This is a genomic window from Paranoxybacillus vitaminiphilus (assembly GCF_003259935.1).
GTDB classification, from domain to species: Bacteria; Bacillota; Bacilli; order Bacillales; family Anoxybacillaceae; genus Paranoxybacillus; species Paranoxybacillus vitaminiphilus.
In genome coordinates this window covers 221,788-247,242 of the sequence record NZ_QLMH01000003.1, presented here as the reverse complement: position 1 = coordinate 247,242, position 25,455 = coordinate 221,788, and the positions used below count along the sequence as shown (strand labels likewise).

The 25,455-nt window shown below is 43.4% G+C and carries 26 protein-coding genes; 2 read left to right on the top strand and 24 right to left on the bottom strand.

Annotated elements, in window-relative coordinates; translation table 11 throughout:
* Positions 1 to 2 precede the first annotated feature (2 nt).
* The 14 genes from B0I26_RS06080 to zapA all read right to left on the bottom strand — a co-directional run bounded on the left by B0I26_RS06080 (position 3) and on the right by zapA (position 14,344).
* Positions 3 to 857, bottom strand: coding sequence for an ABC transporter permease (locus tag B0I26_RS06080; protein ID WP_111644570.1), 855 nt, complete (start codon positions 855 to 857; stop codon positions 3 to 5).
* Positions 850 to 1,860, bottom strand: coding sequence for an aliphatic sulfonate ABC transporter substrate-binding protein (locus tag B0I26_RS06075; protein WP_111644569.1), 1,011 nt, complete (start codon positions 1,858 to 1,860; stop codon positions 850 to 852). Before B0I26_RS06075 ends, B0I26_RS06080 begins: the two co-directional genes overlap by 8 nt.
* A 19-nt stretch (positions 1,861 to 1,879) precedes the next feature.
* A complete protein-coding gene (locus B0I26_RS06070; RefSeq protein WP_111644568.1) occupies positions 1,880 to 2,647 on the bottom strand; it encodes an ABC transporter ATP-binding protein in 768 nt (255 codons plus the stop codon).
* 368 nt (positions 2,648 to 3,015) lie between these two features.
* Positions 3,016 to 3,330, bottom strand: a complete 315-nt coding sequence (gene trxA / locus B0I26_RS06065; protein WP_111644567.1) for a thioredoxin — start codon at positions 3,328 to 3,330, stop codon at positions 3,016 to 3,018.
* 250 nt (positions 3,331 to 3,580) lie between these two features.
* Positions 3,581 to 4,558, bottom strand: coding sequence for an electron transfer flavoprotein subunit alpha/FixB family protein (locus B0I26_RS06060; RefSeq protein ID WP_111644566.1), 978 nt, complete (start codon positions 4,556 to 4,558; stop codon positions 3,581 to 3,583).
* A 55-nt stretch (positions 4,559 to 4,613) separates the two neighbouring features.
* Positions 4,614 to 5,387 carry an electron transfer flavoprotein subunit beta/FixA family protein gene (locus B0I26_RS06055; protein WP_111644565.1) on the bottom strand — a complete coding sequence of 258 codons (774 nt, stop codon included), beginning with the start codon at positions 5,385 to 5,387 and terminating at the stop codon, positions 4,614 to 4,616.
* Positions 5,388 to 5,465: 78 nt separating this feature from the next.
* Positions 5,466 to 6,239 carry an enoyl-CoA hydratase gene (locus B0I26_RS06050; protein WP_111644564.1) on the bottom strand — a complete coding sequence of 258 codons (774 nt, stop codon included), beginning with the start codon at positions 6,237 to 6,239 and terminating at the stop codon, positions 5,466 to 5,468.
* 66 nt (positions 6,240 to 6,305) lie between these two features.
* Positions 6,306 to 6,887 (bottom strand): TetR/AcrR family transcriptional regulator, encoded by a 582-nt coding sequence (locus tag B0I26_RS06045; RefSeq protein WP_111644563.1) that lies wholly within the window; start codon positions 6,885 to 6,887, stop codon positions 6,306 to 6,308.
* Between the two features lie 131 nt (positions 6,888 to 7,018).
* Positions 7,019 to 8,692 carry a long-chain-fatty-acid--CoA ligase gene (locus B0I26_RS06040; RefSeq protein ID WP_111644562.1) on the bottom strand — a complete coding sequence of 558 codons (1,674 nt, stop codon included), beginning with the start codon at positions 8,690 to 8,692 and terminating at the stop codon, positions 7,019 to 7,021.
* 194 nt (positions 8,693 to 8,886) lie between these two features.
* Positions 8,887 to 9,294, bottom strand: a complete 408-nt coding sequence (locus tag B0I26_RS06035; protein ID WP_111644561.1) for a DUF350 domain-containing protein — start codon at positions 9,292 to 9,294, stop codon at positions 8,887 to 8,889.
* Positions 9,295 to 9,310: 16 nt separating this feature from the next.
* Entirely contained in the window at positions 9,311 to 11,668 is a 2,358-nt protein-coding gene (locus B0I26_RS06030) for an endonuclease MutS2 (protein ID WP_111644560.1), read from the bottom strand.
* A gap of 52 nt (positions 11,669 to 11,720) precedes the next feature.
* Positions 11,721 to 13,439, bottom strand: coding sequence for a DNA polymerase/3'-5' exonuclease PolX (gene polX, locus B0I26_RS06025; RefSeq protein WP_111644559.1), 1,719 nt, complete (start codon positions 13,437 to 13,439; stop codon positions 11,721 to 11,723).
* A 97-nt stretch (positions 13,440 to 13,536) separates the two neighbouring features.
* Positions 13,537 to 14,076, bottom strand: a complete 540-nt coding sequence (locus tag B0I26_RS06020) for a CvpA family protein (RefSeq protein WP_111644558.1) — start codon at positions 14,074 to 14,076, stop codon at positions 13,537 to 13,539.
* 4 nt (positions 14,077 to 14,080) lie between these two features.
* Complete coding sequence (gene zapA / locus B0I26_RS06015; RefSeq protein WP_111644557.1) at positions 14,081 to 14,344, bottom strand: cell division protein ZapA; 264 nt, start codon at positions 14,342 to 14,344, stop codon at positions 14,081 to 14,083.
* A gap of 121 nt (positions 14,345 to 14,465) precedes the next feature.
* Between zapA and rnhC the strand changes: the two genes are divergently transcribed.
* Positions 14,466 to 15,371, top strand: coding sequence for a ribonuclease HIII (gene rnhC / locus B0I26_RS06010; protein ID WP_111644556.1), 906 nt, complete (start codon positions 14,466 to 14,468; stop codon positions 15,369 to 15,371).
* A gap of 49 nt (positions 15,372 to 15,420) precedes the next feature.
* Here the strand turns inward: rnhC and B0I26_RS06005 are convergent, their stop codons facing one another.
* The 3 genes from B0I26_RS06005 to B0I26_RS05995 all read right to left on the bottom strand — a co-directional run bounded on the left by B0I26_RS06005 (position 15,421) and on the right by B0I26_RS05995 (position 19,762).
* Positions 15,421 to 16,083, bottom strand: coding sequence for a type 1 glutamine amidotransferase domain-containing protein (locus B0I26_RS06005; protein WP_111644555.1), 663 nt, complete (start codon positions 16,081 to 16,083; stop codon positions 15,421 to 15,423).
* 107 nt (positions 16,084 to 16,190) lie between these two features.
* Positions 16,191 to 19,313 carry an MMPL family transporter gene (locus B0I26_RS06000; RefSeq protein ID WP_111644554.1) on the bottom strand — a complete coding sequence of 1,041 codons (3,123 nt, stop codon included), beginning with the start codon at positions 19,311 to 19,313 and terminating at the stop codon, positions 16,191 to 16,193.
* Positions 19,310 to 19,762 carry a MarR family winged helix-turn-helix transcriptional regulator gene (locus tag B0I26_RS05995; RefSeq protein ID WP_111644553.1) on the bottom strand — a complete coding sequence of 151 codons (453 nt, stop codon included), beginning with the start codon at positions 19,760 to 19,762 and terminating at the stop codon, positions 19,310 to 19,312. Before B0I26_RS05995 ends, B0I26_RS06000 begins: the two co-directional genes overlap by 4 nt.
* Before the next feature lie 143 nt (positions 19,763 to 19,905).
* Here B0I26_RS05995 and B0I26_RS05990 point away from each other — a divergent pair, with 143 nt between their 5' ends.
* Positions 19,906 to 20,472: a Uma2 family endonuclease gene (locus tag B0I26_RS05990; protein WP_111644552.1), complete on the top strand. Its 567-nt coding sequence runs from the start codon at positions 19,906 to 19,908 to the stop codon at positions 20,470 to 20,472.
* On the opposite strand, the gene B0I26_RS05985 is transcribed toward B0I26_RS05990, so the two are convergent.
* From B0I26_RS05985 to B0I26_RS05955, 7 genes are all read right to left on the bottom strand, one after another.
* Positions 20,450 to 20,920 carry a DUF5946 family protein gene (locus tag B0I26_RS05985; protein WP_245934720.1) on the bottom strand — a complete coding sequence of 157 codons (471 nt, stop codon included), beginning with the start codon at positions 20,918 to 20,920 and terminating at the stop codon, positions 20,450 to 20,452. The genes B0I26_RS05990 and B0I26_RS05985 overlap by 23 nt on opposite strands.
* A gap of 254 nt (positions 20,921 to 21,174) precedes the next feature.
* A complete protein-coding gene (locus B0I26_RS05980; RefSeq protein WP_245934719.1) occupies positions 21,175 to 21,411 on the bottom strand; it encodes a hypothetical protein in 237 nt (78 codons plus the stop codon).
* Positions 21,412 to 21,567: 156 nt separating this feature from the next.
* Positions 21,568 to 22,515, bottom strand: coding sequence for an ABC transporter permease (locus tag B0I26_RS05975; protein WP_111644550.1), 948 nt, complete (start codon positions 22,513 to 22,515; stop codon positions 21,568 to 21,570).
* Positions 22,508 to 23,422 (bottom strand): ABC transporter ATP-binding protein, encoded by a 915-nt coding sequence (locus tag B0I26_RS05970; protein WP_111644549.1) that lies wholly within the window; start codon positions 23,420 to 23,422, stop codon positions 22,508 to 22,510. The genes B0I26_RS05975 and B0I26_RS05970 overlap by 8 nt, the downstream gene beginning before the upstream one ends.
* Positions 23,419 to 24,123, bottom strand: a complete 705-nt coding sequence (locus B0I26_RS05965; RefSeq protein ID WP_111644548.1) for an ABC transporter ATP-binding protein — start codon at positions 24,121 to 24,123, stop codon at positions 23,419 to 23,421. The genes B0I26_RS05970 and B0I26_RS05965 overlap by 4 nt, the downstream gene beginning before the upstream one ends.
* Positions 24,120 to 24,500 (bottom strand): GntR family transcriptional regulator, encoded by a 381-nt coding sequence (locus tag B0I26_RS05960; protein WP_111644547.1) that lies wholly within the window; start codon positions 24,498 to 24,500, stop codon positions 24,120 to 24,122. Before B0I26_RS05960 ends, B0I26_RS05965 begins: the two co-directional genes overlap by 4 nt.
* Positions 24,501 to 24,505: 5 nt before the next feature.
* Positions 24,506 to 25,288 carry a hypothetical protein gene (locus B0I26_RS05955; protein WP_111644546.1) on the bottom strand — a complete coding sequence of 261 codons (783 nt, stop codon included), beginning with the start codon at positions 25,286 to 25,288 and terminating at the stop codon, positions 24,506 to 24,508.
* Positions 25,289 to 25,455: the final 167 nt, after the last annotated feature.

Below are 25,455 nucleotides of genomic sequence, written 5' to 3'. Positions count from 1 at the left end.
GGTTATCTACCACTATAGGTATCCTGCCATTTGAGCAAGCGTGTTTCCAATAAGCGAACAAATGAATCTGTCAGTTTTCCGACCACTGCGAAAATGATAATCCCGACAAAGACAATATCGGTGTTGCTGAACTGTCTGGCATCCATCATCATATAGCCTACTCCCTCTGTCGCCCCCATCAGTTCAGCAACGACCAGCGCCAGCCACGCAGCTCCGAGAGATAAACGGATGCCCAATAAGATATTCGGAAGAGCGGAAGGCAGGATGAGCAGCTTTATTTGTTTCCATTTGCTAAAATCGAGAATGCGCGCTACATCAAACAGCTTTGCATCCACTTCGCGTATACCAAGAAACGTATTCACATAAATCGGAAAAAACGCACCTTTGGCGATTAATAACGTTTTGGACACTTCCCCAAAGCCAAACCATAAGATAAAGAGCGGCGCAACCGCCAGATGAGGAATGGTCCGCAGCATCTGCAGGCTCGGGTTCAGCACACCTTCCGTTTTAGTCGAAAAACCAACGGCTATGCCTGCTGCAAGCCCTAGGCCCGCTCCCAATAAAAATCCTGCTATTGCACGGAGGACGCTGATTTTTAAATGGGTAAACAGCTCTCCTGAAACAATCAAATTCTTAAAGGCCAGCACAATATCCACCGGCGTCGGCAACACTGTTTTGGAAACGAATCCGAGCGACCCGACGATCTGCCAGACAGCAAATAGGAGGAAAGGTAAGATAAGCCCTGATACTCCTCTTTTCAAACCTTCCTTAAATCCGGCATCCTTAAAAACGTCAGTCCTTCTTACCGATTCCTTTTGGAGGTTTGGCTGCTCTGCTGTCATCGTTGTTTTAGCCATTTTTGTCTTCACCCTCTTTCTTTAGTTCCTGTAATGCTTTTTTAATATACTGGTTATCGACCACTTTACTTGTATCAATTTTCGTTTTGATCACTTTTTGCGAATATTGAAAATCGGCGGTTTTTTGCTGCGCCTTGATAATGTCGTCTGTAATCGGTTCATTTAACGGTGGGTTGTTGCGCAGCGAACGTGCGACCACTTTCTCATCCAGCTTTTTCGCTCTCGCATAAATAGAAACTGCTTCGTCAAAATTCTCATTCTGCCAGCGGCGCGCCTTTTCATACACCTTTAAAAATTGAACGGTTAAATCCGGATGCTCCTCCGTAAATTTAGAACGTGCAACGATAAAACCAGGCGAATAAACATTCAGCGTTTCACCGTCTGCCAGCACCTTTGCTTTGTTTATAATCGTTTCATAGGAAATATACGGCTCCCAAATTGCCCAGGCATCCACTTTGCGGGTGTCAAAAGCCGCTTGGGCTTCATCCGGCTGCAACTGGATCATTTCCACATCGGACGCTTTCAATCCAGCACGCTCAAGTGCTTCATATAAAAAATTGAAACCGCTGCTGCCTTTAGCCACCGCAATTTTCTTCCCTTTTAAATCCTTTAAATCCTTGATTTTACTTCCTTTTGGAACGAGGATGGCATCTCCTTTTACCCCGTCGGAGCTTTTGCTGATTTCTTTAAAAGCAATGCCTGCGGCCTGAGCGGAAATAACAGGAGAATTCCCCACTACCCCGAAATCGAGATTATTGGAGGCCATCGCTTCAAAATGAGGCGGTCCGCTTTGAAACTCGGTCCATTTGACTTTTACACCTTCTTTTTCGAATTCTTTTTCAAACCATCCCTTTTCTTTCGCTAATAGAAGCGGCCCGAGGCTCTGTTGAATTCCTATATGGATGGTGACATTTTCCTTTTTGGTCCCGCCGCCGGCATCCTGGCTGCTGCAGCCGGAAAAAAGTAAAATAAGCCAGATAATAAAGACCAATCTTTTACGCATCCAAAATTCCCCCCTTATGCTAGATTCCAAGACCCTCGATAAGTGGCAGTTCATCCGCTGTTTCAAACTCTTTCAAAACTTTTCGCCGCATTTCCTGGAACAACGGATGGGCTCTCTGCCGCGGAAAAGGTAATTCGATCGGAATGATTCTGCCGATCGATCCTGGTTTTGCCTTCATAATCACGACCTGATTGCCAAGATAAATAGATTCATCCAAATCATGGGTCACCAAAACCATCGTGATGTGTTTTTTTCTCCATATTTCCAAAAGAACATCCTGCAGATGCTTTCTTGTAAATGCGTCTAGTGCACCAAAAGGTTCATCCAATAATAATATTTTTGGTTCTCTTAACAGCGCCCTGGCAATCGCCACTCTCTGCGACATCCCCCCCGACAGCTCCTTTGGATAAGCTTTTTCAAACCCTTTCAATCGAACAATGTGAATCAGTTCATCGACCCTTTTGCGGGTTTCCGGATCTTTCAGCGACAGATTTGCAGCAATATTTTCCTCAACCGTCAACCACGGAAACAGCCGGTGCTCTTGGAAAACAAAGCCCTGATCCGTTCCCGGGCCTGTGACAGGAAGGCCGTTGATTTCAACAGTCCCTTCGTAATCCATGTCGAGTCCAGCAATGATTTTCAACAAGGTGCTTTTTCCGCAGCCGCTTGGACCAATGATGGTGATGAATTCCCCATCTTCCAGTTCCAAGCGGATATCGCGGAGAACCTGGACCGCAGTCTGACCTTTTTTGAAAGACTTATCCATTACATGAATATGTACAGTCAAAAGCTATTCCCCCTTTATCATCTTTAATCCGAGTTTGAATCATCTAAAAAACTTGCATTCCGAATGCTTTCAGCAGTTCCGAGCAGTATATTTAGATTATTTCGATATGAAAACTTGGTTTAATAGGACTAAAAAAGGTCCTTGATCCATGGTGATTCCATGTGATCAAAGACCTTCGGTATGTCCGATCAGCCGGCTAAGCTTTATTCCTATTTTTCTTATCGGTTTTGTTAGATATTACTATAAATGATTTTTTTTAACCAGTCAACTATTTTTTACATTTATTTTTTATCTTAATCCCTTTATACACTTTGATGAAACAAAATGGGGTTCAGACGATGAGTCTGAACCCCGTTTCCCGGCAGCCATTATACATGTTTTTGCAGCAATTGAACGAGCGCTTCTTTTGGCTGGTAGCCGACTACTTTATCTACAACTTCGCCGTTTTTGAAAACGTATAAAGTCGGAATGCTCATTACGCCGTATTTTGCCGCCGTTTCTTGGTTTTCGTCAACGTTAACCTTTACTACTTTTACTTTATCTCCCATTTCTTGATCCACTTCCTCTAGAACAGGGGCGATCATTCGGCACGGTCCGCACCAAGGAGCCCAGAAGTCGACTAATACAACACCCTCTTTCGTTTCAGCAGCAAATGTTTGATCAGTTGCACTTACAATTGCCATTATAATTCCTCCTATTCATGACTAATTGGTGTAAGCAAAGTATATCATTTAATTGTTGAAGACGCTAATTTTTTGTTTCGCTACTAATATTTCCTGCAAAATCATAATTATGCTACAGGAAATTCGTGGATTGCCAGCTGTTCAGACTAACTTTCGCTTTCTCCTTTTGTAAAAGCCTTACTTTTCTAATCAGCCGAAAAAAAACGAGCCGAGTGATGAAAAACTCTGCTCGCTTCTTAGACAGAAAACGTTATGAATGAACTTTTAATTTTTTGAATTCCTCTGTTAACAGCGGAACAACTTCAAATAAATCGCCGACAATACCGTAATCCGCCACTTTGAAAATATTTGCTTCCGGATCTTTGTTAATGGCGACAATCACTTTAGAGTTAGACATGCCCGCTAAATGCTGAATTGCACCGGAAATGCCGCACGCAATATAAAGGTCCGGAGTGACAACTTTCCCCGTTTGTCCAATCTGCAATGAATAGTCGCAATAGCCGGCATCGCACGCGCCGCGAGAAGCTCCGACTGCACCGCCCAATACATTGGCAAGCTCTTTCAGCGGCTCAAAACCTTCTGCACTCTTTACGCCGCGGCCGCCGGCAACGATCACTTTCGCCTCTGATAAATCGACGCCTTCAGCTGTTTTGCGGACGATTTCTTTTACGATTGTACGCAAGTCTTTAATATCAACAGATAAGCTTGATACATTTCCTGTACGTGATTCATCACGCTCTAGCGCAGGAATGTTATTTGGACGCACCGTCACGAAAATGAGTCCATCGGTTGCAATTTTCTTTTCAAACGCCTTCCCGGAATAAATCGGTCTTGTAAATACGAAGTTTCCGCCTGTTTGTTCAACACTAATTACATCGGAAATAAGCCCTGAATTTAATTTTGTTGCGATTTTCGGTGACAAGTCTTTTCCTAATGCTGTGTGACCGAACACAATTCCTTCCGGTTTTTCCGCGTCAACGACTGCCATTAACGCTTGACCAAAACCGTCAGGTGTGTAATTCTTTAGCTTTTCGTTTTCAACAACTACTACTCGATCAGCGCCGCGGTAAATTAGTTCATCAGCATAAGATTGAACGCTTTCACCAACTAATGCCGCCACGACTTCTCCGCCGTCAGCAATCGTTTTTGCTGCAGCAATCGCCTCAAAAGACACGTTTCTTAATGAACCATCACGAATTTCGGCTAGTGTAAGGACTTTGCGTGCCATTGTTTTATCCCCCCGTATGAAATGAGTTGACGCCTCAACAAATTGCACCTATGGTTTATATTACTTTTGCTTCTGTGTGTAAGAGAGAGACAAGTTCTTTGACTTGGTCTGCCAATTCTCCTTGCAAAATTTTTCCTGATTCTTTTTTCGGCGGCAAGAAAATTTCAATGGTTTTTGTTTTTGCTTCGACATCGTCTTCTTCAAGGTCTAAATCATCCAGCTCAAGCTCTTCAAGCGGCTTTTTCTTTGCCTTCATAATGCCTGGCAATGACGGATAGCGCGGCTCATTTAACCCTTGCTGAGCAGTAACCAACAAAGGAAGCGACGTTTCAATAATCTCTTCGTCCCCTTCAACATCACGAACAACCATTACTTTACCGCCATCAATATCCAGCTTCGTAATCGTTGTCACATAAGGGATGCCGAGCAATTCGGCAACACGTGGTCCGACTTGTCCTGAACCGCCGTCAATCGCCACGTTGCCAGCTAAAATTAAATCCGGATTTTTGTCTTTTAAATATTCAGCAAGAATTTTTGCTGTGGTGTATTGATCGCTTTCTTCCACATCATCTTCTACATTGATTAATACCGCTTTATCGCAGCCCATTGCCAACGCTGTGCGCAATTCTTTTTCTGCATCCTCATTGCCGACAGTAACGACTGTAATTTCGCCGCCATGCTTATCGCGCACTTGAATAGCCTCTTCAATTGCATATTCGTCGTATGGGTTAATAATAAATTCAGCGCCGTCTTCGCTAACTTGGCCATTGTTAATGACGATTTTTTCTTCCGTATCAAATGTGCGTTTCATGAGTACGAAAATGTTCATGGAATCCCCTCCAGTTTTTGTTGAACATTTATTCAGTTTTTAATTTTCTGTTAATTTATAATAAAATAATTTATATGGTTACTTTCCTTTGAATTGAGCCGGCCGTTTTTCAATGAAAGCTTGAATTCCTTCTTTTGCATCTTCGGATGTAAACACTTTGCCGAAAAGATCCGCTTCCCGTTGAACCGCTTCATGGAACGGTTTCGTTTTTGAAGCATTCAGCAATTCAATGACAGCGCTTACTGAAATCGGACTTTTTTGCGCGATTTTTTTCGCCAATGTTTTGGCTTCCTCCAACAGCTGCTCTTCTGGAACAACATGGTTGGCCAGTCCCCACTGTACCGCTTCTTTGCCGGTAATCGGTTCGGCTGTCCACATCATTTCTGCCGCTTTCGCTAAACCGACATAGCGGGTTAAGCGCTGCGTTCCTGCAAAACCTGGAATGATCCCAAGCTGCAATTCAGGCAATCCTAATTTGGCATTTTCAGTAACGAGACGAATATGGCAGCCCATTGCTAACTCCAAGCCGCCGCCTAGCGCTGCACCGTGAATCGCTGCAATGACCGGCTTAGGAAACTGTTCAATCCGCTCCATTACTTTCTGTCCGGCAAGGGCAAGTTCTGCCGCTTTCTCTTCAGATTCGATTGTCGTAAATTCTTTAATATCCGCACCCGCGGAAAAGAATCTGCCTTCCCCATGCAGAATAATCACACGAACACTCTCATCACTTTCTAACTGATCAAGAACGGTTGTAAGCTCTTTCAAAAGTCCCGATGATAAAGCATTAGCTGGAGGACGTGAAATGGAAATGGTAGCAACAAACTCCTCCGTATTGACCTTTAAAAATTCCATCTTTCGCTTCTCCCTCCCCTATGTTGTCAACCGTTCCTGCGCATCGACAAACGCAGGAAAAATTCGTTAGGCAGCACAACCCTTTGTGAGCAACTGATGAACCGGCTTGGCTAGTGCAACCAAGTCATACTTTTGCTCATTCATTACCCATGTTGTTACCGTTTCGTCAATCGTCCCAAAAATCATCTGTCTCGCCAACCGGACATCCAAGTCTTTGCGAAACTCCCCTTTTTCAATTCCTTCAATTAAAATGTCATCAACGACTTTCAAATACCTTTTTAACACTTCGTTAATTCTTAAACGGAGCTCTTTATTCGATTGACGCAATTCCAGCTGGGTAACAATGGCTAAGTGACGGTCAGCTGCCAACAATTGAAAATGTTTTTCTATCAACACATATAACTTCTCCGTCGGGCTTGAGATTCCTCCTATCTCTTTTTGAATTTTCTCAATAAAACTTCCCATTTTTTCTTGGAATAAAGAAATAAGAATATCTTCTTTGTTTTTAAAATAAAGATAGATCGTCCCGTCGGCTACCCCCGCCTGTTTAGCAATCTTTGAAACTTGTGCTTGATGATAGCCGTTTTCTGCAATGACAATGACTGCTGCTTCGATAATTTGCTTATATTTTGGTTTATTCCTTTTCAACACACATTCTCCCTTTCGAAATATGAATGAACAATCATTCATATTTCTATTTTAAAAATTTCCTTTCTATCTTGTCAAGATAGAAAATATGTTATAAAGAAAGAACCTATGAAGAAAAGACAGCAGGTTCTTCATGATCGTTTTTTCACTTCTTCTATTAATACCCGCCGCAATATTTTTCCTACTGCTGTTTTCGGCAATTCTTTCCTAAATTCATAAATTCGCGGCACTTTATATGCTGCTAACCGGCTTCTTGCGAATTGATCCAATTCTTCCGTTGTGCAGTCTTCCCCTTGTTTTAATACGATGAACGCTTTAACCGTTTCCCCGCGATACGCATCAGGGACACCGACGACGGCCGCTTCTTGAACTTTCGGATGTTCGTACAGCACTTCTTCCACTTCACGCGGATAAATATTATAGCCGCCTGCAATAATCATATCCTTTTTCCGATCGACAATAAAGAAATATCCTCTCTCATCCATATATCCTAAATCTCCCGTGTACAGCCAACCATCCCGCAAAACGGCTTCCGTCTCAACCGGCTGATTCCAATACCCCTTCATCACTTGTGGACCGCGCACGACAAGTTCACCGATTTCATTTACCTTTGCTTCCTCGCCTGTTTCCAATGATATAATTTTTGCTTCCGTATCCGGCCATGGAACACCGATGCTTCCCCGAACCCTTTCACCGTCCCATAAAAAGTTGGCATGTGTGACTGGCGAAGCTTCTGTTAAACCATATCCCTCAATCAACTTTCCGCCAGTTATAGCCTCAAATTTTTCTTGCACTTCCACTGGTAAAGGGGCAGAGCCGCTAATACATACTTTTATTGATGATAGATCATAGTTTTTTAAATCCGGATGATTGAGTAAAGCAATATAAATCGTTGGTGCGCCAGGAAATAATGTCGGTTTTAACTTTTGAATGGTTTTCAACGTTGTTTCCGGATCAAATTTTGGCAGCAAGATCATTTTATAGCCTTCCATAATTGACAAATTCATGACTGCAGTCATACCATATACATGGAAAAAAGGTAAAACACCTAAAATCGACTCGTTTCCTTTTTCACATTTGTACATCCAATGAGCACACATAAGCGTATTGGCAATTAAGTTACGATGAGTAAGCATTGCTGCCTTTGGAAAACCTGTCGTTCCTCCAGTATATTGCAATAGAGCGATGTCTTCTATAGGATCCATATCCACTTCTATTTCTTTTTCTTCCGTAAAAGCAATGATATTCGAAAACAAATGCTGGTCCTCTTGTTCTTTTACTTTTACGATGGTTTGCTGCTGTTTCTTTTGAACGAGCGGATAAAAAAGCTTTTTTATAAAAGGCAAGTAATCTTTAATACTAGTAATAATCAAATGCTTCAGGTTTGTTACCGCTTTCATTTTGACTGCTTTCGGATAAAGCAAATCTAAAGTAATCAATATTTCTGCCCCGCTGTCGTTTAGCTGATGCTCCAGCTCTCTTTCTGTATATAATGGATTCGTTTGAACAACAACTCCCCCTGCCAACAACACTCCGTAATAACTTATGACGGCCTGCGGACAATTCGGCAACATAACCGAAACACGATCGCCTTTTTTTAATCCAAGCTTCACAAGGTAGTTAGCCAGTTTTAATGCTTGCTTATATACTTCCTGAAATGTTAACTCCTTTCCTAAAAAATGAATCGCTATTTTGTTTGGAAATTGTGAAGCTGCCTCCCGCAAAAATTGCTGCAATGTCTTGTTTGGATAATCAATCGTATGCGGAATTTGCGGCGGATAATGAGCTAGCCACGGTTTGTTCATGATATTCCCTCCTTTTAATTTTGATAATTCTGATTATTTATTATTTTATTATATTCTTTTCATTTTTAAAATAAAAAAGGATGTCTTTTTTTGACACCCTTATGCAAAAAACATTAAGTAGATAACGCCAATGACAAAAAATATCCCGCATAATACAAACAGCACTTTTGCTAATGTTTCCATCTTTTCACCCTCTATTGGATTCCTTCGCCAATTACAAATGATAAACCGACAGAAATGACCATAGAAATAAATCCAACCGCCCGGTTATCTTTTTCAATTTCATGATCAATATTAAATTTTGGAGTGAGAAACTCGTAAATAAAATATGCTGCCAATAAAAGGACAAAACCGTAAACTCCCCAGCCAATCATCGCAAGCAGCGAATCGTGCTGGCCAATGGAGTAACGGAAAATATTAGCAATACCAAAAATTTTCCCGCCTGTCGCCATCGCTACAGCCACATTGCCATTTTGAATTTCTTCCCAGTTTTTGTACTTCGTCACTAATTCAAAAACGGCTAAAAACACGATGATACATAAAACGGCTACGCTAAAATTGGCTGCTACTTTCACGATTTCATTTTCCCAAAAGGAGTTCATCCCATTCTCTCCTTCATCATTTTAATTCAACAATCGTAACACCTGTACCGCCTTCTGTCGCTTCGCCATAGCGAATATTTTTTACAGAACGGTGTTTTTTCAAAAATTCTTGAACTCCTTTACGCAGAGCTCCTGTTCCCTTTCCGTGTATAATCGATACGCGTGGATATCCAGCCAAAAGCGCATCATCAATGTATTTTTCCACACGGACAATGGCATCTTCATAACGTTCTCCGCGCAAATCAAGCTCAGGACTAACGTGATAGTCTTTTCCTTTGACCGTCGCCAACGGTCTTGTTTCTACCGGTTTTGGCGTTCCGATATACTCGAGATTTTCCTCTTTTACTTTCATTTTTAAAATACCGATTTGCACTTGCCACTCATCATCAGAAACCTTTTCAATTAAATGACCTTTTTGATTCAAGTTCACCACTTTTACTTCATCACCGGGCTGGAATCGATGTTGAGAGGCTTTTGCTTTCTTCGCTTTTTTCTTCTCCTCCAGCTTCGGAACAGCTTCTTCCAACCGTTTTTTCGCCTCGATTAATTCGTGCTCTTTAATTTCAGCAAGCTTTTCTTTTTGCATTTGGCGAAGTTCGCGAATGATTTGTTCCGCCTCGTGCTGCGAAGCTTTGACAATCTCCGCTGCTTTTCGTTTCGCCTCTTCAATCAGTTCGTCACGTTTCTCATTGAATTCAATGATTTGCCGCTGCAGTTCTTTATGAAGCTTCTCGGCTTCTTTTCGAAAATCTTCCGCTTCCTTCAACTCTTCTTCAGCGCGCTTTTTACTGTATTCAAGTGAAGCAATCATATTTTCGACTTTATTGCTTTCCGAGCTTATATGGTTTTTCGCCCGTTCAATGATTCGTTCATCCAAACCGAGCCGTTTGGAAATCTCAAAGGCGTTGCTTCGTCCCGGAACACCGATTAGTAATTTGTATGTCGGACTTAATGTTTCGATGTCAAACTCAACACTTGCGTTAATAACCCCTTTTCGGTTATATCCGTATGCCTTCAGCTCCGGATAATGTGTCGTTGCAACGACACGCGCCCCCCGCTGATACACTTCGTCAAGAATGGCTATCGCTAAAGCTGCCCCTTCTTGCGGATCCGTCCCTGCTCCAAGCTCGTCAAAGAGAACTAAGCTGTTATTATCGACGTTTCGTAAAATATCCACAATATTGACCATATGAGAAGAGAACGTACTTAAACTTTGTTCAATCGACTGCTCATCGCCAATATCAGCGTAAACCGCATGAAAAACAGCCAATTGTGAACCGTCCAGCGCTGGAATTTGCAGCCCCGCCTGCGCCATTAACGTAAATAATCCAATCGTCTTTAACGTAACCGTTTTACCGCCTGTGTTCGGACCGGTAATGACAATCGTTGTATAATCTTTGCCAAGCTCAATATCATTCGGCACAACAACATCCGGGTCAATGAGCGGATGGCGCGCTTTAAGCAGACGAATATAGCCGCGGTCGTTCATTATCGGTTTGCTTGCTTTGATTTTCTTGGCATATTTCGCTTTTGCAAAGATAAAATCAAGCTCCGCTAGAACTTCAACATTGATCAGAAGAGCATCAGCATGTTCTGCCACTTTTCCGGTCAGCTCAATTAAAATCCGTTCAATTTCTTGCTTTTCTTTCACACGCGCTTCCTGCAGCTGGTTGTTTAACTCAACAACCGCCTGCGGCTCGATAAATAACGTGGCACCTGATGAAGATTGGTCATGCACAATACCACCATAAGCGCTGCGATATTCTTGCTTTACCGGAATCACATAGCGTTCATTGCGAATCGTAATAATCGCATCCGATAACATCTTTTGTGCGGATGAAGAGCGGATCATGCTCTCCAGTTTTTCGCGGATTCTTCCTTCTGTGCTCCGCAGCTGCTGGCGAATCGAACGCAGACGGTCACTGGCATGATCGAATACTTCTCCATAATCGTCAATGCAATTTTTTATCGCCTGCTCCACTTCCGGCAAAGCAACCATTTGTTCAACGTACTCTGATAAATGCGGCAGTTCCACGTTTTCATCGCTTAATGATTCAATAAACTTTTTCATTTGCCTGCTTGCATAAATCGTGCTTGCAATATCAAGCAATTCATGCGGACTTAACGTTCCGCCGATTTTCGCTCTTTTGACGCTTGCGCGAATGTCAAAAATTCCGCCAAGCGGAACATGCCCGCGCAGACGAAGGGCAGCTGCCGCTTCGTCTGTTTCTTCTTGCCAATTCACAACCTCAGCAAAATTCGAAGAAGGAAACAGTTTTTCCACCTTTTCTTTTCCTAATGAAGAAGATACATGTTCTAATAACTGCTCTTTTACTTTATCAAATTCTAATACTTGAAGCACTTTTGTATGCACGGATGAAAAACCTCCATTTGAAAATTGTCAGCAAATTCGATTCCTAACAAGTTTACCGATTGCGCTGCAAAAAGCTGCGCAGCTCCTCAAGAGACCATGCGTTGATCACCGTTTCCTTACGAATCCATCCTTTTCGCGCTGTTATTACTCCTAGTTTCATATGGTCAAGCATGTCCAAATGGTGGGCGTCGGTATTAATCGCGATTTTTACTCCAGCATCTTGCGCTTTCTTTAAATAAGAATACGATAAATCAAGCCGATTTGGATTCGCATTTAATTCAAGCGCTGTATTCGTTTCCCGCGCTAGCTCAATAAGCATGTCTATATCTACGTCATATCCGTCTCGCTTTCCGATTAACCGCCCTGTCGGATGGGCAATCAGATCAACATGGCGATTGCGAAGCGCAGCAGCAAGCCGCTTCATAATTACATCACGCGGCTGGGAAAAACTTGAATGGATCGCAGCAATGACAAAGTCAAGTTCTTCAAGAATGTCATCATCATAATCAAGCGTCCCATCTGGCAAAATATCCATTTCTACGCCAGCCAAAATCGTAAAATCATCATATTTCGCATTTAGCCGTTCAATTTCTTCGCGCTGCCGCTTTAACCGTTCGACCGTCAGCCCGTTGGCGACCTTTAAATATTGAGAATGGTCAGTAATCGCCATATAACGATAGCCCTTTCTCCGGCATGCTTCCGCCATTTCCTCAATCGAACATGCTCCATCGCTCCAAGTGGAATGCATATGCAAATCTCCTTGAATGTGGGAAAGGCAAAGAAGCGGATACTCGTCGCGATAGCGGTCGATTTCGGTTCCGTCTTCCCTTAATTCTGGCGGAATGTACGGCAAGTGAAAATGGGCAAAAAACGCTTGTTCATCAGGAAATGTTTTCACCTCTCCCGTTTTTGCGTTTTCCACCCCATATTCACTAATTTTTTCACCGCGTTCTTTCGCCAGCTGCCGCATGCGAACATTATGTTCTTTCGATCCTGTAAAATGATGGAGCGTCGTAGCAAACTGTTCCGGCGTCACTAACCGAAAATCAACGGCGATTTCATACTCATAGCGAAGCTGCAGTGACACTTTTGTATCACCGTTTGCAATGACATCTGAAACATTTCTTAATTTCAATAACTGTTCCCGCACAAGCTGCGGATCGTTCGTTGCGATAATGAAATCTAAATCTTTCACTGTTTCTTTCATGCGCCGCAAGCTGCCGGCACGAGAAAAACGAACGACTCCCTTCATACTTTCAAGCTGTTGTTCTATTTCCTCGGCAATCGGCAGCACAAAGGCCAACGGAAGCCGTTCCGGGCGGGAGCCGATTTCTTCAATTGCAGCTAATAGCTTTTCTTCCGTTTTCTTCCCGAACCCAGGAAGCTGCCGGACTTTCTGTTCGAGGCAAGCTTCTTTCAATGAAGCAATATCAACAACGCCCAGCTCTTGATACAGCTTTGCGATCTTCTTGCCGCCAAGCCCAGGAAGCCGCAGCAACGTAAGCAAGCTTTCCGGAATTTCCTGTTTCAATTGTTCGAGAACGCTCGATGCGCCCGTTTCTAAAAATTCATGAATGACGCTTGACGTCCCCTTTCCGATGCCGGGAATCGCGGTGAAATCTTCTATTTCCGTGATGCTCCGCTCATCTGCTTCCAACGCGCTTGCCGCTTTGCGAAACGCCGCAATTTTAAATGGATTTTCCCCTTTTATTTCCATATATAGCGCAATCGTCTCCAACAGGCGAATAACATCTTTTTTATTTCCTTTCATTTATATCCACCACCCATACGTACAACCCACTACGAAACATAATACAAGTTTTTGTGAAAAAGTACAAAAAAACTTCCCTATGAATATAGAGAAGTTACTACGCCATATAATGAACCCACATTTGTTTCAGCATATCCGATAAAAACGGAGTATGTTTCACAATGACTGTCGCCATAAAAGAATGTTGGAGTTTCGTTTGTATGCTTTCGATCGGAATAAGCGAACCAACGTATAAAACTAAAAATACGATTAAGTATACTTCGACAAATCCTAACGCTCCGCCAGCCCAGCGGTTAATGCTGCGAAGAAGCGGCAATTGCGCCACAAAATCCAGCATCGACCCAATAATCTGCATCACAATTTTCGTAGCGAAAAATAAAATCGCAAACGCGATCGCTCGATAATATGCGTCGTCTAAATGTGTGCTTTCAAATAACAGTTTCACCGTTTCCGGGTCGCCAAACGTTGGATATGGAATCCATAATCGGAGCGTCGGCACTAATTTTTCATAATGATAGTACGCAACGACAAACGCAATGATAAAACCTGTCATATGAATAAATTGCAAAATAAATCCTCGCTTTAGGCCAATCATAAATCCCATTAAAAGGATAAAAAGTAAAAGAAGATCGACCATTCTATTACTCATCCTTTTCTTTATGTAGTTTTTGCAAAAGCCGATCATATTCCTCTTTTAATTTTATATAATCATGAACAACGTTAACCGCTGTCAGTACCGCTAGTTTGCTAATATCCAATGTCGGGTTTTTCTCGCTAATCTCCCGCATTTTATCGTCGACAATCGATGCCACTAAACGAATATGGCTTGAGCTTTCTGTGCCAACAATCGTATATTGCTGCCCGTATATATCGACTGTCACCCGCGTTTTTTGTTGCTCCGCCAAATGATTTCCCCCATTCTTCAAAATCCTATTGTTTATCATACCATGAATGCTGATATAATGAAAAGATACGACTACTATGATATGCAAAAGAAAAAACGATGGTGATTAGGAGTGAATGGCCATGGCAAATCACGTCATCACGGCAACAGCAACAATGCTTGAAAAGATGCGGAATCATTACGCCTCCGATATAACAGGACATCTTCCCGCAGGCGCTTTGTTCGTTGCCAAACGGTCAGGATGCACGATTACCGCTTACCGTTCGGGAAAAGTGCTGTTTCAAGGAAAAGAGGCAGAACAGGAAGCGGCAAAATGGATGAAAGAATCGGAGCAAAAGGAAGCGCCAGCCTCCCAACCTCGTTTGGCCGCTGCATCGGCAATCGGCTCCGATGAAGTCGGAACCGGAGATTATTTCGGACCGGTCGTCGTTGCCGCCGCGTATATTGCCAAAGACCAAATGGATGCGATCTCGGCAATGGGAGTAAAAGATTCGAAACTATTAACAGATGAAGCCATCCGCCGGCTCGCCCCAGCTCTTATGAGCATGATCCCGTACCAAACGGTCATACTATCCAATCCAATGTATAATGACTGGCAACGGAGTGGAATGCCGCAAACAAAAATAAAGGCGTTATTGCATAATGAAGCGATTGAAAAGCTGATGAAACAGCTTTCCCCTATAGAGCCGGAAGAGATCATTATCGACCAATTTATTGAACGGGACTTATATTTCCGCTACCTCGAAAACGAAACAAATGTCGTTCGCGATCGTGTGTATTGCTACCCGAAGGCGGAAACGGTTCATATTGCGGTGGCCGCTGCGTCAATGATCGCCCGCTGCGTATTTTTGCAGGAAATGGAGCGGTTAAGCAAAGAAGTCGGCATGACATTACCAAAAGGAGCGGGAGCGCAAGTCGACCAGGCCGCCGCAAAGCTTATCCAAATGCATGGGCCTGCGATTCTCGAAACGTGCGCGAAGCTTCATTTCGCCAATACGAAAAAAGCGGCACAGCTAGCGAAACAATAAAAAACTACCGCACAAACGAAATTTCCTTTGTGCGGTAGCACCACATACCTTATTTTTCTTCCAGCGCTTCCACCACTTTTTCCGCCGTGCTTCGGCTTGATTGCGGGTTTTGTCCCGTAATCAAATTGCCGTCACGCACGGAAAAGTCCGTCCATTTTTCACCGCGGACAAAATTGGCGCCTCTTAAGCGCAACGTCGACTCAAGCAAAAACGGCATATATTCATCTAATTGCACTTCTCTTTCTTCTTCATCCGTAAACGCCGTTACCGTTTTTCCTTTGACAAGCGGCGTTCCGTCCTTATATGTCACATTGACAAGCCCAGATGGACCATGGCAAACGGCGCCAATGATTCTTCCATCTTCGGCGAATTGCTGCAGGACGTATTGCAATGTTTCATTATCCGGAAAATCGAACATCGTCCCGTGGCCGCCAGGAAGGAAAATCGCATCAAAACCAGTTGCGTCGTCTTTGCTCAAGCGAGCCGTATTTTTCAACTCTTTTTCAGCTTCTGCCCAAGCTGGGTCTTTTTCTTCAATGCTGCGCGGATCAAGCGGCACTTCCCCGCCTTGGATGCTTGCCACTTTCACGTCATATCCTTTTTCTTTAAAGACAAGATATGGAACGGCGAATTCCTCAAGCCAAAGCCCCGTTTTATGATCGTCGGTAATCGTTGTATGGTTGGTAACCACCATCAGCACACGCTTGCTCATTGGTTATTCCTCCTTTTATCGAATTCGTACTTTTATCATAGATTACCTTTCACAAAAGCACCAATAAATATGCTCAAAAAAATCGGGATCCTTGCCAGATCCCGACTTTACTTCATAAACGGCCACCAGTTTGCCTTGCCAAATGTTTTAACCATCACCGGCACAAACAGCGGCAGTACAACAAGCGCGTATAAAATTAATCCAGTCAGCACAATCGTCGCGATTTGCAAGAGCGACAAGACGCCGGACGGATACATCGCCGCAAACGTCCCGCCTAAAATAACAGCGGCCGAAATAATAACCGTTCCCATATTGCGCATCGCCAACAGCATCGCTTCCTGCACCGGTTTGTCACGATATTCGTTGAAGCGGTCCATCAAGAAAATGCTGTAGTCGATGCCAAGCGCGATTAAGATGACAAACGCGAAAAACGATACCGCCCAGTTCAAACCGGCGTAGCCAAGCCCATTGACAAAAATAAGCTCGGTTACTGCCATCGATGTGTAGTACGTCAAAATAAGCGATAAAATTAAATACATCGGCATAATCAACGAACGAAGCAAAACGATTAAAATAAGCGCAATGCCGGCAAGCATCAACACAACGGTGCGGGAGTAGTCATTCGACGAAATCGTGTGCAAATCGGAATAAATGCTCGTCACTCCGCCAACGGCAACTTTTGCATTTTCGAGTTTCGTATCTTTCACCGCACGCTCAACTGCTTGTTTAATATCATCGATTTTGTTCAACACCGATGTGGAATACGGGTTTTCATCGAAAATCACATCAAACGTCACGACTTTTTTGTCTTTGGACATATACGCATCTTGCGCTTTGGCAAATTCTTTGCTTTCAAGCACTTGTTTCGGCAAATACCAGCCTGTCATTTCTTTGTTTGGCGAAGACGCAAGCTCGGATAAATAGCTTTCTGCGGAACCTAGGCCTTTCGATACTTTCCGAAGACCGTCGGCACTTTGATCAAGCCCTGTAATTAATTGACTCATTTGCCCGTCTAATTGGGAAAATCCTCGCAGCAGCTGTTCTTGCCCAGCGTTCACTTCGCTTAATCCATTCGACAGCTGCGGAAGACGCCCGATTACTTGACGCTGTCCATTTGCTGCTTTATCCATCCCTTTTTGCAGTTCATCAAGCCCGGCGATCAGTTTGGTCATCCCATCAACCAACGCTTTTTGGCCGCTGATAAGCTGCGCAAACGAGCCGTTCGCTTGACGGACTCCAGCGCTTGCCTGTTTGAGTGCGGTATTTAATTGCGTAAAACCTGCAGTCATTTGCTGGGATCGTTGTGCTAATCCCGCCGCAATCATTTTTGTTCGCTGATATTCTGGATCCTGTTGCAGCTCTGGATGTGTTTGCTCTATATGATTCAACGATGCGCTCACCGAGGATAATTGCTCCGATAGGGTGTTCATGCCGTCTTGCAGTTGTTCATACTGGCTGATAAGCGAAGAGAGCCCGGCACCCGCCTTTTCATATCCTTGCAGCAACTGCTCAGCGCCTCGCTTTAACTTTTTCGCATTATCCTTGATTGTTGCCAATCCTTTTTTGATTTCGCCAGCTCCCATCGAACCGCTGCGAATGCCTTGTTCAATTTGCGCAAGTCCTTTTTGAAGGTCGCTAACACCCATTTTGAGCCGCTTCGTTCCTGATGCAAGCTCTTCCATACCGTTTGTCGCTTGTTTTAATTTTGGCGCGGATGCGGAAAGCTGTTTGCTCGCTTGACTTAGTCCAGAGTTGATTTTCTCAATCCCTTCTTTTCCTTGTCCAAGACCATCTTTTAAGCTTTTCGCTTGCTCGGTGACAAACAATTGTTCAATTGGCTCCCCAGTCGGGCGTGTAACAGAACGCACTTTGTCGATACCATCGATTTTTTCGACTTCACGGCTGATTTTTTCAATAAGGGCAAAATATTCTTGCGAGTTCATCGCTTCATCGTTTTTCATGACGATTTGTGTTGGCATCGCTTCGCCAGGATTAAAATTTTTAGCGATAATGTTGAACGCTTTGACGGACGCATAGTCATCACCAATTTCCTCAAGGGAATCAAATGACAAATCCCCATCATACGTCGCCAACACCGGAACGGTAATGACCGCAACGATGCCTAACGCAATGAGCGGTCTAGCAAACGCAAACCGTCCCGCGGCATCCCATAAGCGGCTTTGTTTATGCTCTAAATTTCCTTTCGCCGGCCAAAACAGATTTGGACCAAGCACCGCCATAAAAAACGGCACCAACGTCATCAGCGCAACAAGGAGCACCGCTACCCCAACCGCCACCGCAGCAGCTGATTGATATAACTTAAACGTGGATAATCCAATTGCGGCAAACCCGATCATCACTGCAATTCCGCTGAACAATACCGTTTTTCCAGCGGTGCGGTACGTGGCGACAATCGCATCCGTGCGGTTTTCGTGCTGCGAAAGTTCTTCCTTAAACCGGCTTAACAGCAAAATACAATAGTCCGTTCCGATTCCAAACAGCACGGCAACTAAAAAGATTTGCGTAAACGTAGAGAGCGGAAAATTTACATGATCCACGAGAAAAGCGACAATCGACTGCGACACTAAATACGTCATCCCGACGGTGACAAGCGGAATGAGGGGCGCGACAAACGAACGGAACACGACAAGCAACACCACTAAAATAAACACAACCGTAATGCCTTCCGTCTTTTTCAACCCTTTCTGCGAGCTGACGACAACGTCTTCGTCAATCATCCAGCCACCCGTGTAATAATGTTCGACAGAAAGGTCATCAATCGCTTTGTAAAGCGCCTTGCTTATTTCTTTCGCGCTTCTTCCGTTCCGCTCCAGCTTCACGGACGTTAAAATCGTCGTGCCATCTTTAGAAACAAGTTGATCTTTCAATTCCTTTTCTTTAAACGGGGAGATAATCTCGGTAATTCCGAGTTTCTCTTTTTGCGCTTCCAACTGTTTAACGGCGCGCTCCGCTTCCTTCCAATCGCTGGCCGTCAGCCCTCCTTTGCGGTAAAACACAAGTGCTGTTGACAGTTCGCTTCCTTTGTTCTCCTTCTTTTGCACTTCGTTTAAAATATCCATCGCAAGCGAAGACGAGTAGCCTTTTGGCACGTTAAGCTGCCCTTTCTCGCGGACAAGATCGGCCATGTTCGGCGCCGTCACCATCAGCACGACAAGAGCGGCAATCCACGCCAACAGTACGAACCACTTTCCTTTGACGATTCCTCTCACGATGTTCCCTCCATCTCTTGCAAAATGCATGCAAGCTTTTCATACGTTTGAATAAACATTTCAATTTCCCTCTCCGAAAATTTTGTTATGAACGACTCGACTAATTTATGAATTTTTTCTTCCGTTTCCGTAATCCATTCGTTCCCTCGTTCCGTCAGCGTCAAATAAACAACCCTGCGGTCGTTTTGATCGCGCGTGCGCTGAAGCAGGCCTTTTTTGACAAGGCGGTTCGTCATCGCCGTAATCGCGCTTTTGTTTACGCCAAACATGGACGCAAGTTCTGTCGATGTGCATTTCGCTTTCTTTTTTATGTAGCGAAGCAGGTAATATTGGTCGTTTGTCATATCCTCATCGAGCTCGCATTTCACAAGCGCCGCCGCTTTTCTCATCACGATAAAAGAAACAGACAAATACCGTTCAATGAGATCATCAATGTTTCTCCTCTGCAAGCTATCGCCCCTCTTTTGAAAAATAGTTTAATTATTTAACTATTAAACAATGTAACAATCTCCTAGAAAAAAGTCAACTGAGAAGATTTTCTGTTTTCCAAAGAACAATGGTATAATGAAGAAAAGTACGGGAGGAATCGAAAATGAAACGAGAACCGTCCGAACCGTATTCGTATCAAGACTACCTTCAGTGGGAAGGGCGTTGGGAACTCATTGACGGCGTAGCGTATAATATGAGCCCATCTCCGACGTGGGAGCATCAATTCGCCATAGTAGAGCTGTCATTTATATTGCGTTCGTATTTTCAAAATAAAAATTGCTATGTAGCGATTGCTCCGTTTGATGTTCGATTTTCAAACGATGACGATTACGAGCGGGCACCCCATGTCGTTCAGTCCGACATCTCTGTTATTTGCCATAAACATCAATTAACGAACAATGGCTGTTTAGGCGCTCCAACGCTAGTTATCGAAGTGCTTTCCCCATCAACGGCATTAAAAGATAGAAACGAAAAATTCAAGCTATATGAAAAATTTGGCGTCCAAGAATACTGGATTGTTGATCCCGTTTATCAAACGATCGAAGTATTTGGGTTTGAAGACGGGTTTTTTAAAAAAAGAGAGGTATTTGGCAAAGGGCAACAGTTAACGTCGTTCGTTTTTCCCGGCTTAACCGTTGAAGTTAGTTCTATATTTTTCCCGACGGAATAAAGATGGAAAACTTCGATGCTTTTTTATGTAAGAAAACGCTAAACAAACCGCAGCCAAATGTCGAAAATACAAATAAGCTTCTATGGAGCCATTGATGGCAGAACGTTCTGACCCAATCATGGTAGTGTTCCCAGCTCTTCCAGACCTCTTCTGCCCAAGCTTTAAGCATCTCGTCTCTTTTCTTGCCTGGTTCCGCACGCAACACATCGAATACCGTCAGCGAATATGTTTGATGAGGTGGTTCGAAGCGAGGCCAATCGTGCCGCCGCTTGGCTAATTCCATGTGTGCTTTCTGGACTTGTTTTCCTGTGTATCCGCATTCAACAGATAAATATAAGCCGATAAGCGCAAATGCTGTTGTAATGCTACGCGTCACTCCTCCTAAATGTTGCGCGCCATAGGCGTCGACGGCTAGTTGATGGATGAAGTCAGGATCATTTTTTGACATGTTATATACGGTTAATTCTCCGTAAAGCTCCCAGCACTCGCAGATGCGTGATAACGGTCGCAAGGCTCTACATTTTTACTGGGAAGTTTCCATTTGCATCCTGGGCATTCTACAAGAAGATTTCCCATTCGAAAGTACCTCCGCACGCTCCTTTTCATTTTACAAAATAAAATTATCGCCTCATCGCCGTTACTTGCGCCATTTTTTTAAACGAGGTTTTGGAACGAAGCGTACGAAGTTTTTGCTTTGCTTCTTCAATCGAATTCATAGTACCATACCCGCTTGCTCAAATATTTTACTTTTCCTTCTGCTTCTGCCTTTTTCCATCGTTTTCTACATAGGTCGTCTAATATCTTGGCTTCGTTTTCATCACGAGCCCGTGTACGGATATTGCGCTCTTTTCCTTTTGTCTGCAATATGTCCCGCTCCACATCGCTTTTTTTCTCCAAAATCCACTCAGTCAATTCAGAAAAATCCATTTCTTTCATCATGTCATCACTCCGAATCACTTATATATCCCATGTTCTGCCCACGACAATCACTATCCAAAAAATATAATGAGGGATGTCATTCCTTTGGCAAGAGTGACATCCTTTTTTGATTTCATAATTTATTCCGTAATTATATTTTTTTACGAATAAGAAGCATTACGCCGCAATATCCCGTTTTCGAAAAATAAACCATGTAAGTGCGTTAAATATAACAAAATAAACAAGCAGCATCATCATGGAAAATGGCATCGTCATTCCTTCGACAAGCGGCGTTCCATCAATATATTGCGCTAAGTTTGTATTGGCAAATAATAAATATTTTGCCCAGTCAAATTTCATGGCAAGAAGCGCCGTAATCTGCGGCCCTACAAAGAGTGCAAAAGTCGCCAGCCCAATCGCAAGCGAGTGATTGCGAAACACCGCGGATATCATAAACGCAAAGGTCGTCATCATGACAAGATCAACGCAATTAAGTGCGTATACTTGCATCACATAAAGAAGCATGTTTTTCTCAACAACCGTTCCATTTTGGTACGCTAAATATGGTTCGCGGATGTTTTCGATTCCAAAAACGACCGCGGCGATGACCGCTGAGAAAACAAATAATAATAGCAGCATACAGAGCGCAAACAACAGGGCGGCAATGTATTTCGAAAGCAAAATTTTCGTGCGGCTGGCGGGACGAATGAGAAGAAGCTTGATCGTTCCCCACGAAAATTCACTGGCTACGCTTCCTGCCGCCACAATAATCGTAAACAGTGTGATCAGCGCAATAATATCGGCTGAATCCACTAAATACCCCCAAAACGTATTGGACGCCACAGGTTTTATATTATGCTCTAGACGATACTCATTGATTTTCAACTGCTGTTCGAGATGATTTTTATACATTTTTGGCACCTTTTCCTCAGAAAGCTGGGCTTCCATTTCCTTTATCTCCGAGGCAACCTCCGCCTTCCAATTTTTTGGTTCTTTATATGTCGCTTTTATAATCAACGCTCCCGCCAATGTCGACAAGGCAAGAAGCCCGATCATGAACCATGTGCCAATACGGCGGTAAATTTTCATATTTTCGTTTTGAATTAATGAAAGAATGCTAGGCAATTTCATTCCCTCCCGTCATTTCTAAAAATCTTTCTTCCAACGATTTCGTAAGAACTTGAATGCCATATACTTTGATATTTTCTGACACTAAGGCGGCATTCAAGCTTGGTATTTCCTTATAATCGATGGAAACTTCAATTCCTTGCTTTGCCGGTGTGATGTTCATATGAGGATAGATGTTTTTGATCACAGTTAGTGCCTGTTCCACCGGCTCTACGGTAAGCAGCACTTTTTGAGCTTGTTTGGACAGTTCTTGAACCGATTCAATTCCTACTAATCTTCCATGTTGAATAATCGCAAAGCGGTCGCACATCATTTCCATTTCCGACAGAAGATGGCTTGAAACGATGATCCCCAGCCCTTCTTCTTTCGCCAGCTTGCGCAAGTAGTCGCGGATTTCGCGGATGCCGGCGGGATCGAGCCCGTTTGTCGGTTCATCCAAAATAAGCAAAGATGGCCGGTGAAGCAATGCCTGCGCCAGTCCTAGCCGCTGCCTCATGCCGAGCGAATATGTTTTCACTTTGTCATGAATTCGTTTTTCCAAGCCGACTAGCTTGACAACTTCATTGATGCGCTCTTTGGTGACCCCTTTTGTCATGCGCGCATAATGTAGCAGATTTTGGTATCCGGTTAAAAATTTATACATCTCCGGATTTTCGACAATAGCGCCGACATGCTGAATCGCTTTTTCAAAGTCTTTTTGAATACTGATTCCATTAATCAGCACTTCGCCGCTAGTAATTCCCATCAGTCCGACAATCATGCGAATCGTTGTTGTTTTTCCGGCTCCGTTCGGCCCAAGAAATCCAAACACTTCCCCTGGAAATACCTCGAGCGACAAATCATGGATAATCGTTTTCTTGCCAATATCTTTTCTGACATTTTTCAATTGCAAAAGCGGATTCATCGTCGTTCCTCTCCCTTATAAATTTTTTTCAGCCGGTTTACTACACTGTCGCGGCTTGTTTCTCTTAATTCATCGACGCGGACGCGCTCCGCCACTTTTCCATCGCGGAGGAAAATCGCCTCATCCAGCAATGGTTCGACTTCATCGATTTCATGCGTCGTCATCACAATCGTCTGCCGTTCTAGATCGACAAATGAAATCAGTCCTTTGACAATGGATTCGCGCACCATCGGATCAAGGCCGGACAGCGGTTCATCCATCAATAAAATCGGCGCTTCCCGCGCTAACGTAAAAGCGATTTTCGCGCGGCCGCGTCCACCTTTGGACAGCTGTCTTAGCTTTTTGTCAGGCTGGATTTCCATAAACTCTAAAATGTCATACGCTTTTTCTGTGCGGAAATCACTAAATTGCGAAGCGTAAAACTCCAGCATATCCTGAACCATAAAGCTGTCATAATAGACGTCCAATTCCGATAAATACGCGACTTTGCTGCTGATGTTTCTCGTTACTTCCATTCCATCCACCAGCACTTTTCCTTTCGTAGGAAAAACGAGCCCGGCAATCAATTTCAAAAAAGTCGATTTGCCGCTGCCGTTTGCGCCAAGGACACCAATGATTTTTCCTTTTTCTAAACTTATCGATACATCATCTAATGCGATGACATTACCGTATTTTTTTGTGACATGCTCGAATTCAATCATTGTTTCTCTCCATCCTCTCCCCTGCTGAAATCTTTTAGCGAAGCTATAATGTCATTCATCGTAAATCCAAGCTCTGTCATGTTCCGTATAAAATCAGCCACAATATCCCGCTTTAGCTGTTCACGCAACCGTTCGATGACTTCCACATTTTCCGTCACAAATGTTCCTTGACCGCGCCGCGTTTCCACAATCCCCATCCTTTCGAGCTCACTATATGTGCGCTGGATCGTATTCGGGTTTACTCCTGTTTGTACAGCCATCTCCCGCACAGACGGCAATTTATCTCCCGCTTTCCATTCGTTTCGTACAATTTTTTTATTTATTTTTTCCATTATTTGTATATAAATAGGTTTCGTTGTATCAAACTCTTCTACCACGATGCTTACACCTCAACTTTTCTGTCAATTAACCAAATAGAAGAGCAAAATACGAGAATAGCCATAATACCGTAAAAAACGCCTGCTCCTATTGATATAGTTTCAATCTTTTGGATCATTATCCAGCCCTCAGTCGCATTGTACTCGAACGTAATCCCCGGCACTGCTACTTTTCCCCATCCCGTCAACCATTCGAATATGTTTGTTTTCATAAACTGCGAAAATAGCCAGCCTAACAGAAAATAAATAAGCGCAACGATCAGCCCCGAGAGTTTTGGAATCATTTGTTTACAGATGCGGTAAATCACCCAATAAAACAAACACAAGACCGCCATATGGACAGATAGCAGCACAATAGACAGAACCGCCAGCATACCGCTTTGGATAAAAAGCTCATGATTCCACATTTCCTCATTAAAATACCTCTCTTTTATTTCAAGCGACGCAATATAGGTAAATAGCGCTGAAACAAACAGGGAAACAAGCAGGCTGCCAAACGCGATGAGCAGTTTGGCGCTTACCAATCGAAATACCGGCTGCGAGGTGTGAAGCCATAAATGAAGACGCTTCGCTTCTGTTTGCAAACTGAGAGCCATAAACATCAACATATAAAAAGCGTGCAGGCTTGTGACAATCAATGATGGAACGAACATCGCTATCGGCTCATCGTATTTTAGAGCGAATAAATATGCCACTATATTAACGGCGATCACGATTCCAACCGTAGTCCATATCCACAGTTTCGAGATGCGCCATTCTTTTTTTAATAAGCCAATCCACGGATTCATTCTTATCCCTCCAGTAACAGTGAATTAGTGTTCTAGTTAGATAGTACACTAGTTCAAAATAAAACGTCAACCAATTTTTTACGGCAACAAGACACATTTTCGCCTCTTCATTCGTAATACCATACCCGTTTGTTCAAGTATAAAACAGAAACGCTACCTTCGCTGCT

Coding starts and splice junctions, on each gene's coding strand:
- B0I26_RS05970 (WP_111644549.1), bottom strand. CDS start 23,422: ATGAATCCGCTTTTGCAATTGAAAAATGTCAGAAAAGATATTGGCAAG.
- B0I26_RS05990 (WP_111644552.1), top strand. CDS start 19,906: ATGAAACGAGAACCGTCCGAACCGTATTCGTATCAAGACTACCTTCAG.
- B0I26_RS05980 (WP_245934719.1), bottom strand. CDS start 21,411: ATGATGAAAGAAATGGATTTTTCTGAATTGACTGAGTGGATTTTGGAG.
- B0I26_RS06080 (WP_111644570.1), bottom strand. CDS start 857: ATGGCTAAAACAACGATGACAGCAGAGCAGCCAAACCTCCAAAAGGAA.
- polX (WP_111644559.1), bottom strand. CDS start 13,439: ATGAAAGGAAATAAAAAAGATGTTATTCGCCTGTTGGAGACGATTGCG.
- B0I26_RS06060 (WP_111644566.1), bottom strand. CDS start 4,558: ATGGCACGCAAAGTCCTTACACTAGCCGAAATTCGTGATGGTTCATTA.
- B0I26_RS06055 (WP_111644565.1), bottom strand. CDS start 5,387: ATGAACATTTTCGTACTCATGAAACGCACATTTGATACGGAAGAAAAA.
- B0I26_RS06040 (WP_111644562.1), bottom strand. CDS start 8,692: ATGAACAAACCGTGGCTAGCTCATTATCCGCCGCAAATTCCGCATACG.
- rnhC (WP_111644556.1), top strand. CDS start 14,466: ATGGCAAATCACGTCATCACGGCAACAGCAACAATGCTTGAAAAGATG.
- B0I26_RS05985 (WP_245934720.1), bottom strand. CDS start 20,920: ATGTCAAAAAATGATCCTGACTTCATCCATCAACTAGCCGTCGACGCC.
- B0I26_RS05965 (WP_111644548.1), bottom strand. CDS start 24,123: ATGATTGAATTCGAGCATGTCACAAAAAAATACGGTAATGTCATCGCA.
- trxA (WP_111644567.1), bottom strand. CDS start 3,330: ATGGCAATTGTAAGTGCAACTGATCAAACATTTGCTGCTGAAACGAAA.
- B0I26_RS06005 (WP_111644555.1), bottom strand. CDS start 16,083: ATGAGCAAGCGTGTGCTGATGGTGGTTACCAACCATACAACGATTACC.
- B0I26_RS06050 (WP_111644564.1), bottom strand. CDS start 6,239: ATGGAATTTTTAAAGGTCAATACGGAGGAGTTTGTTGCTACCATTTCC.
- B0I26_RS06035 (WP_111644561.1), bottom strand. CDS start 9,294: ATGAACTCCTTTTGGGAAAATGAAATCGTGAAAGTAGCAGCCAATTTT.
- B0I26_RS05955 (WP_111644546.1), bottom strand. CDS start 25,288: ATGAATCCGTGGATTGGCTTATTAAAAAAAGAATGGCGCATCTCGAAA.
- B0I26_RS06020 (WP_111644558.1), bottom strand. CDS start 14,076: ATGGTCGATCTTCTTTTACTTTTTATCCTTTTAATGGGATTTATGATT.
- B0I26_RS06075 (WP_111644569.1), bottom strand. CDS start 1,860: ATGCGTAAAAGATTGGTCTTTATTATCTGGCTTATTTTACTTTTTTCC.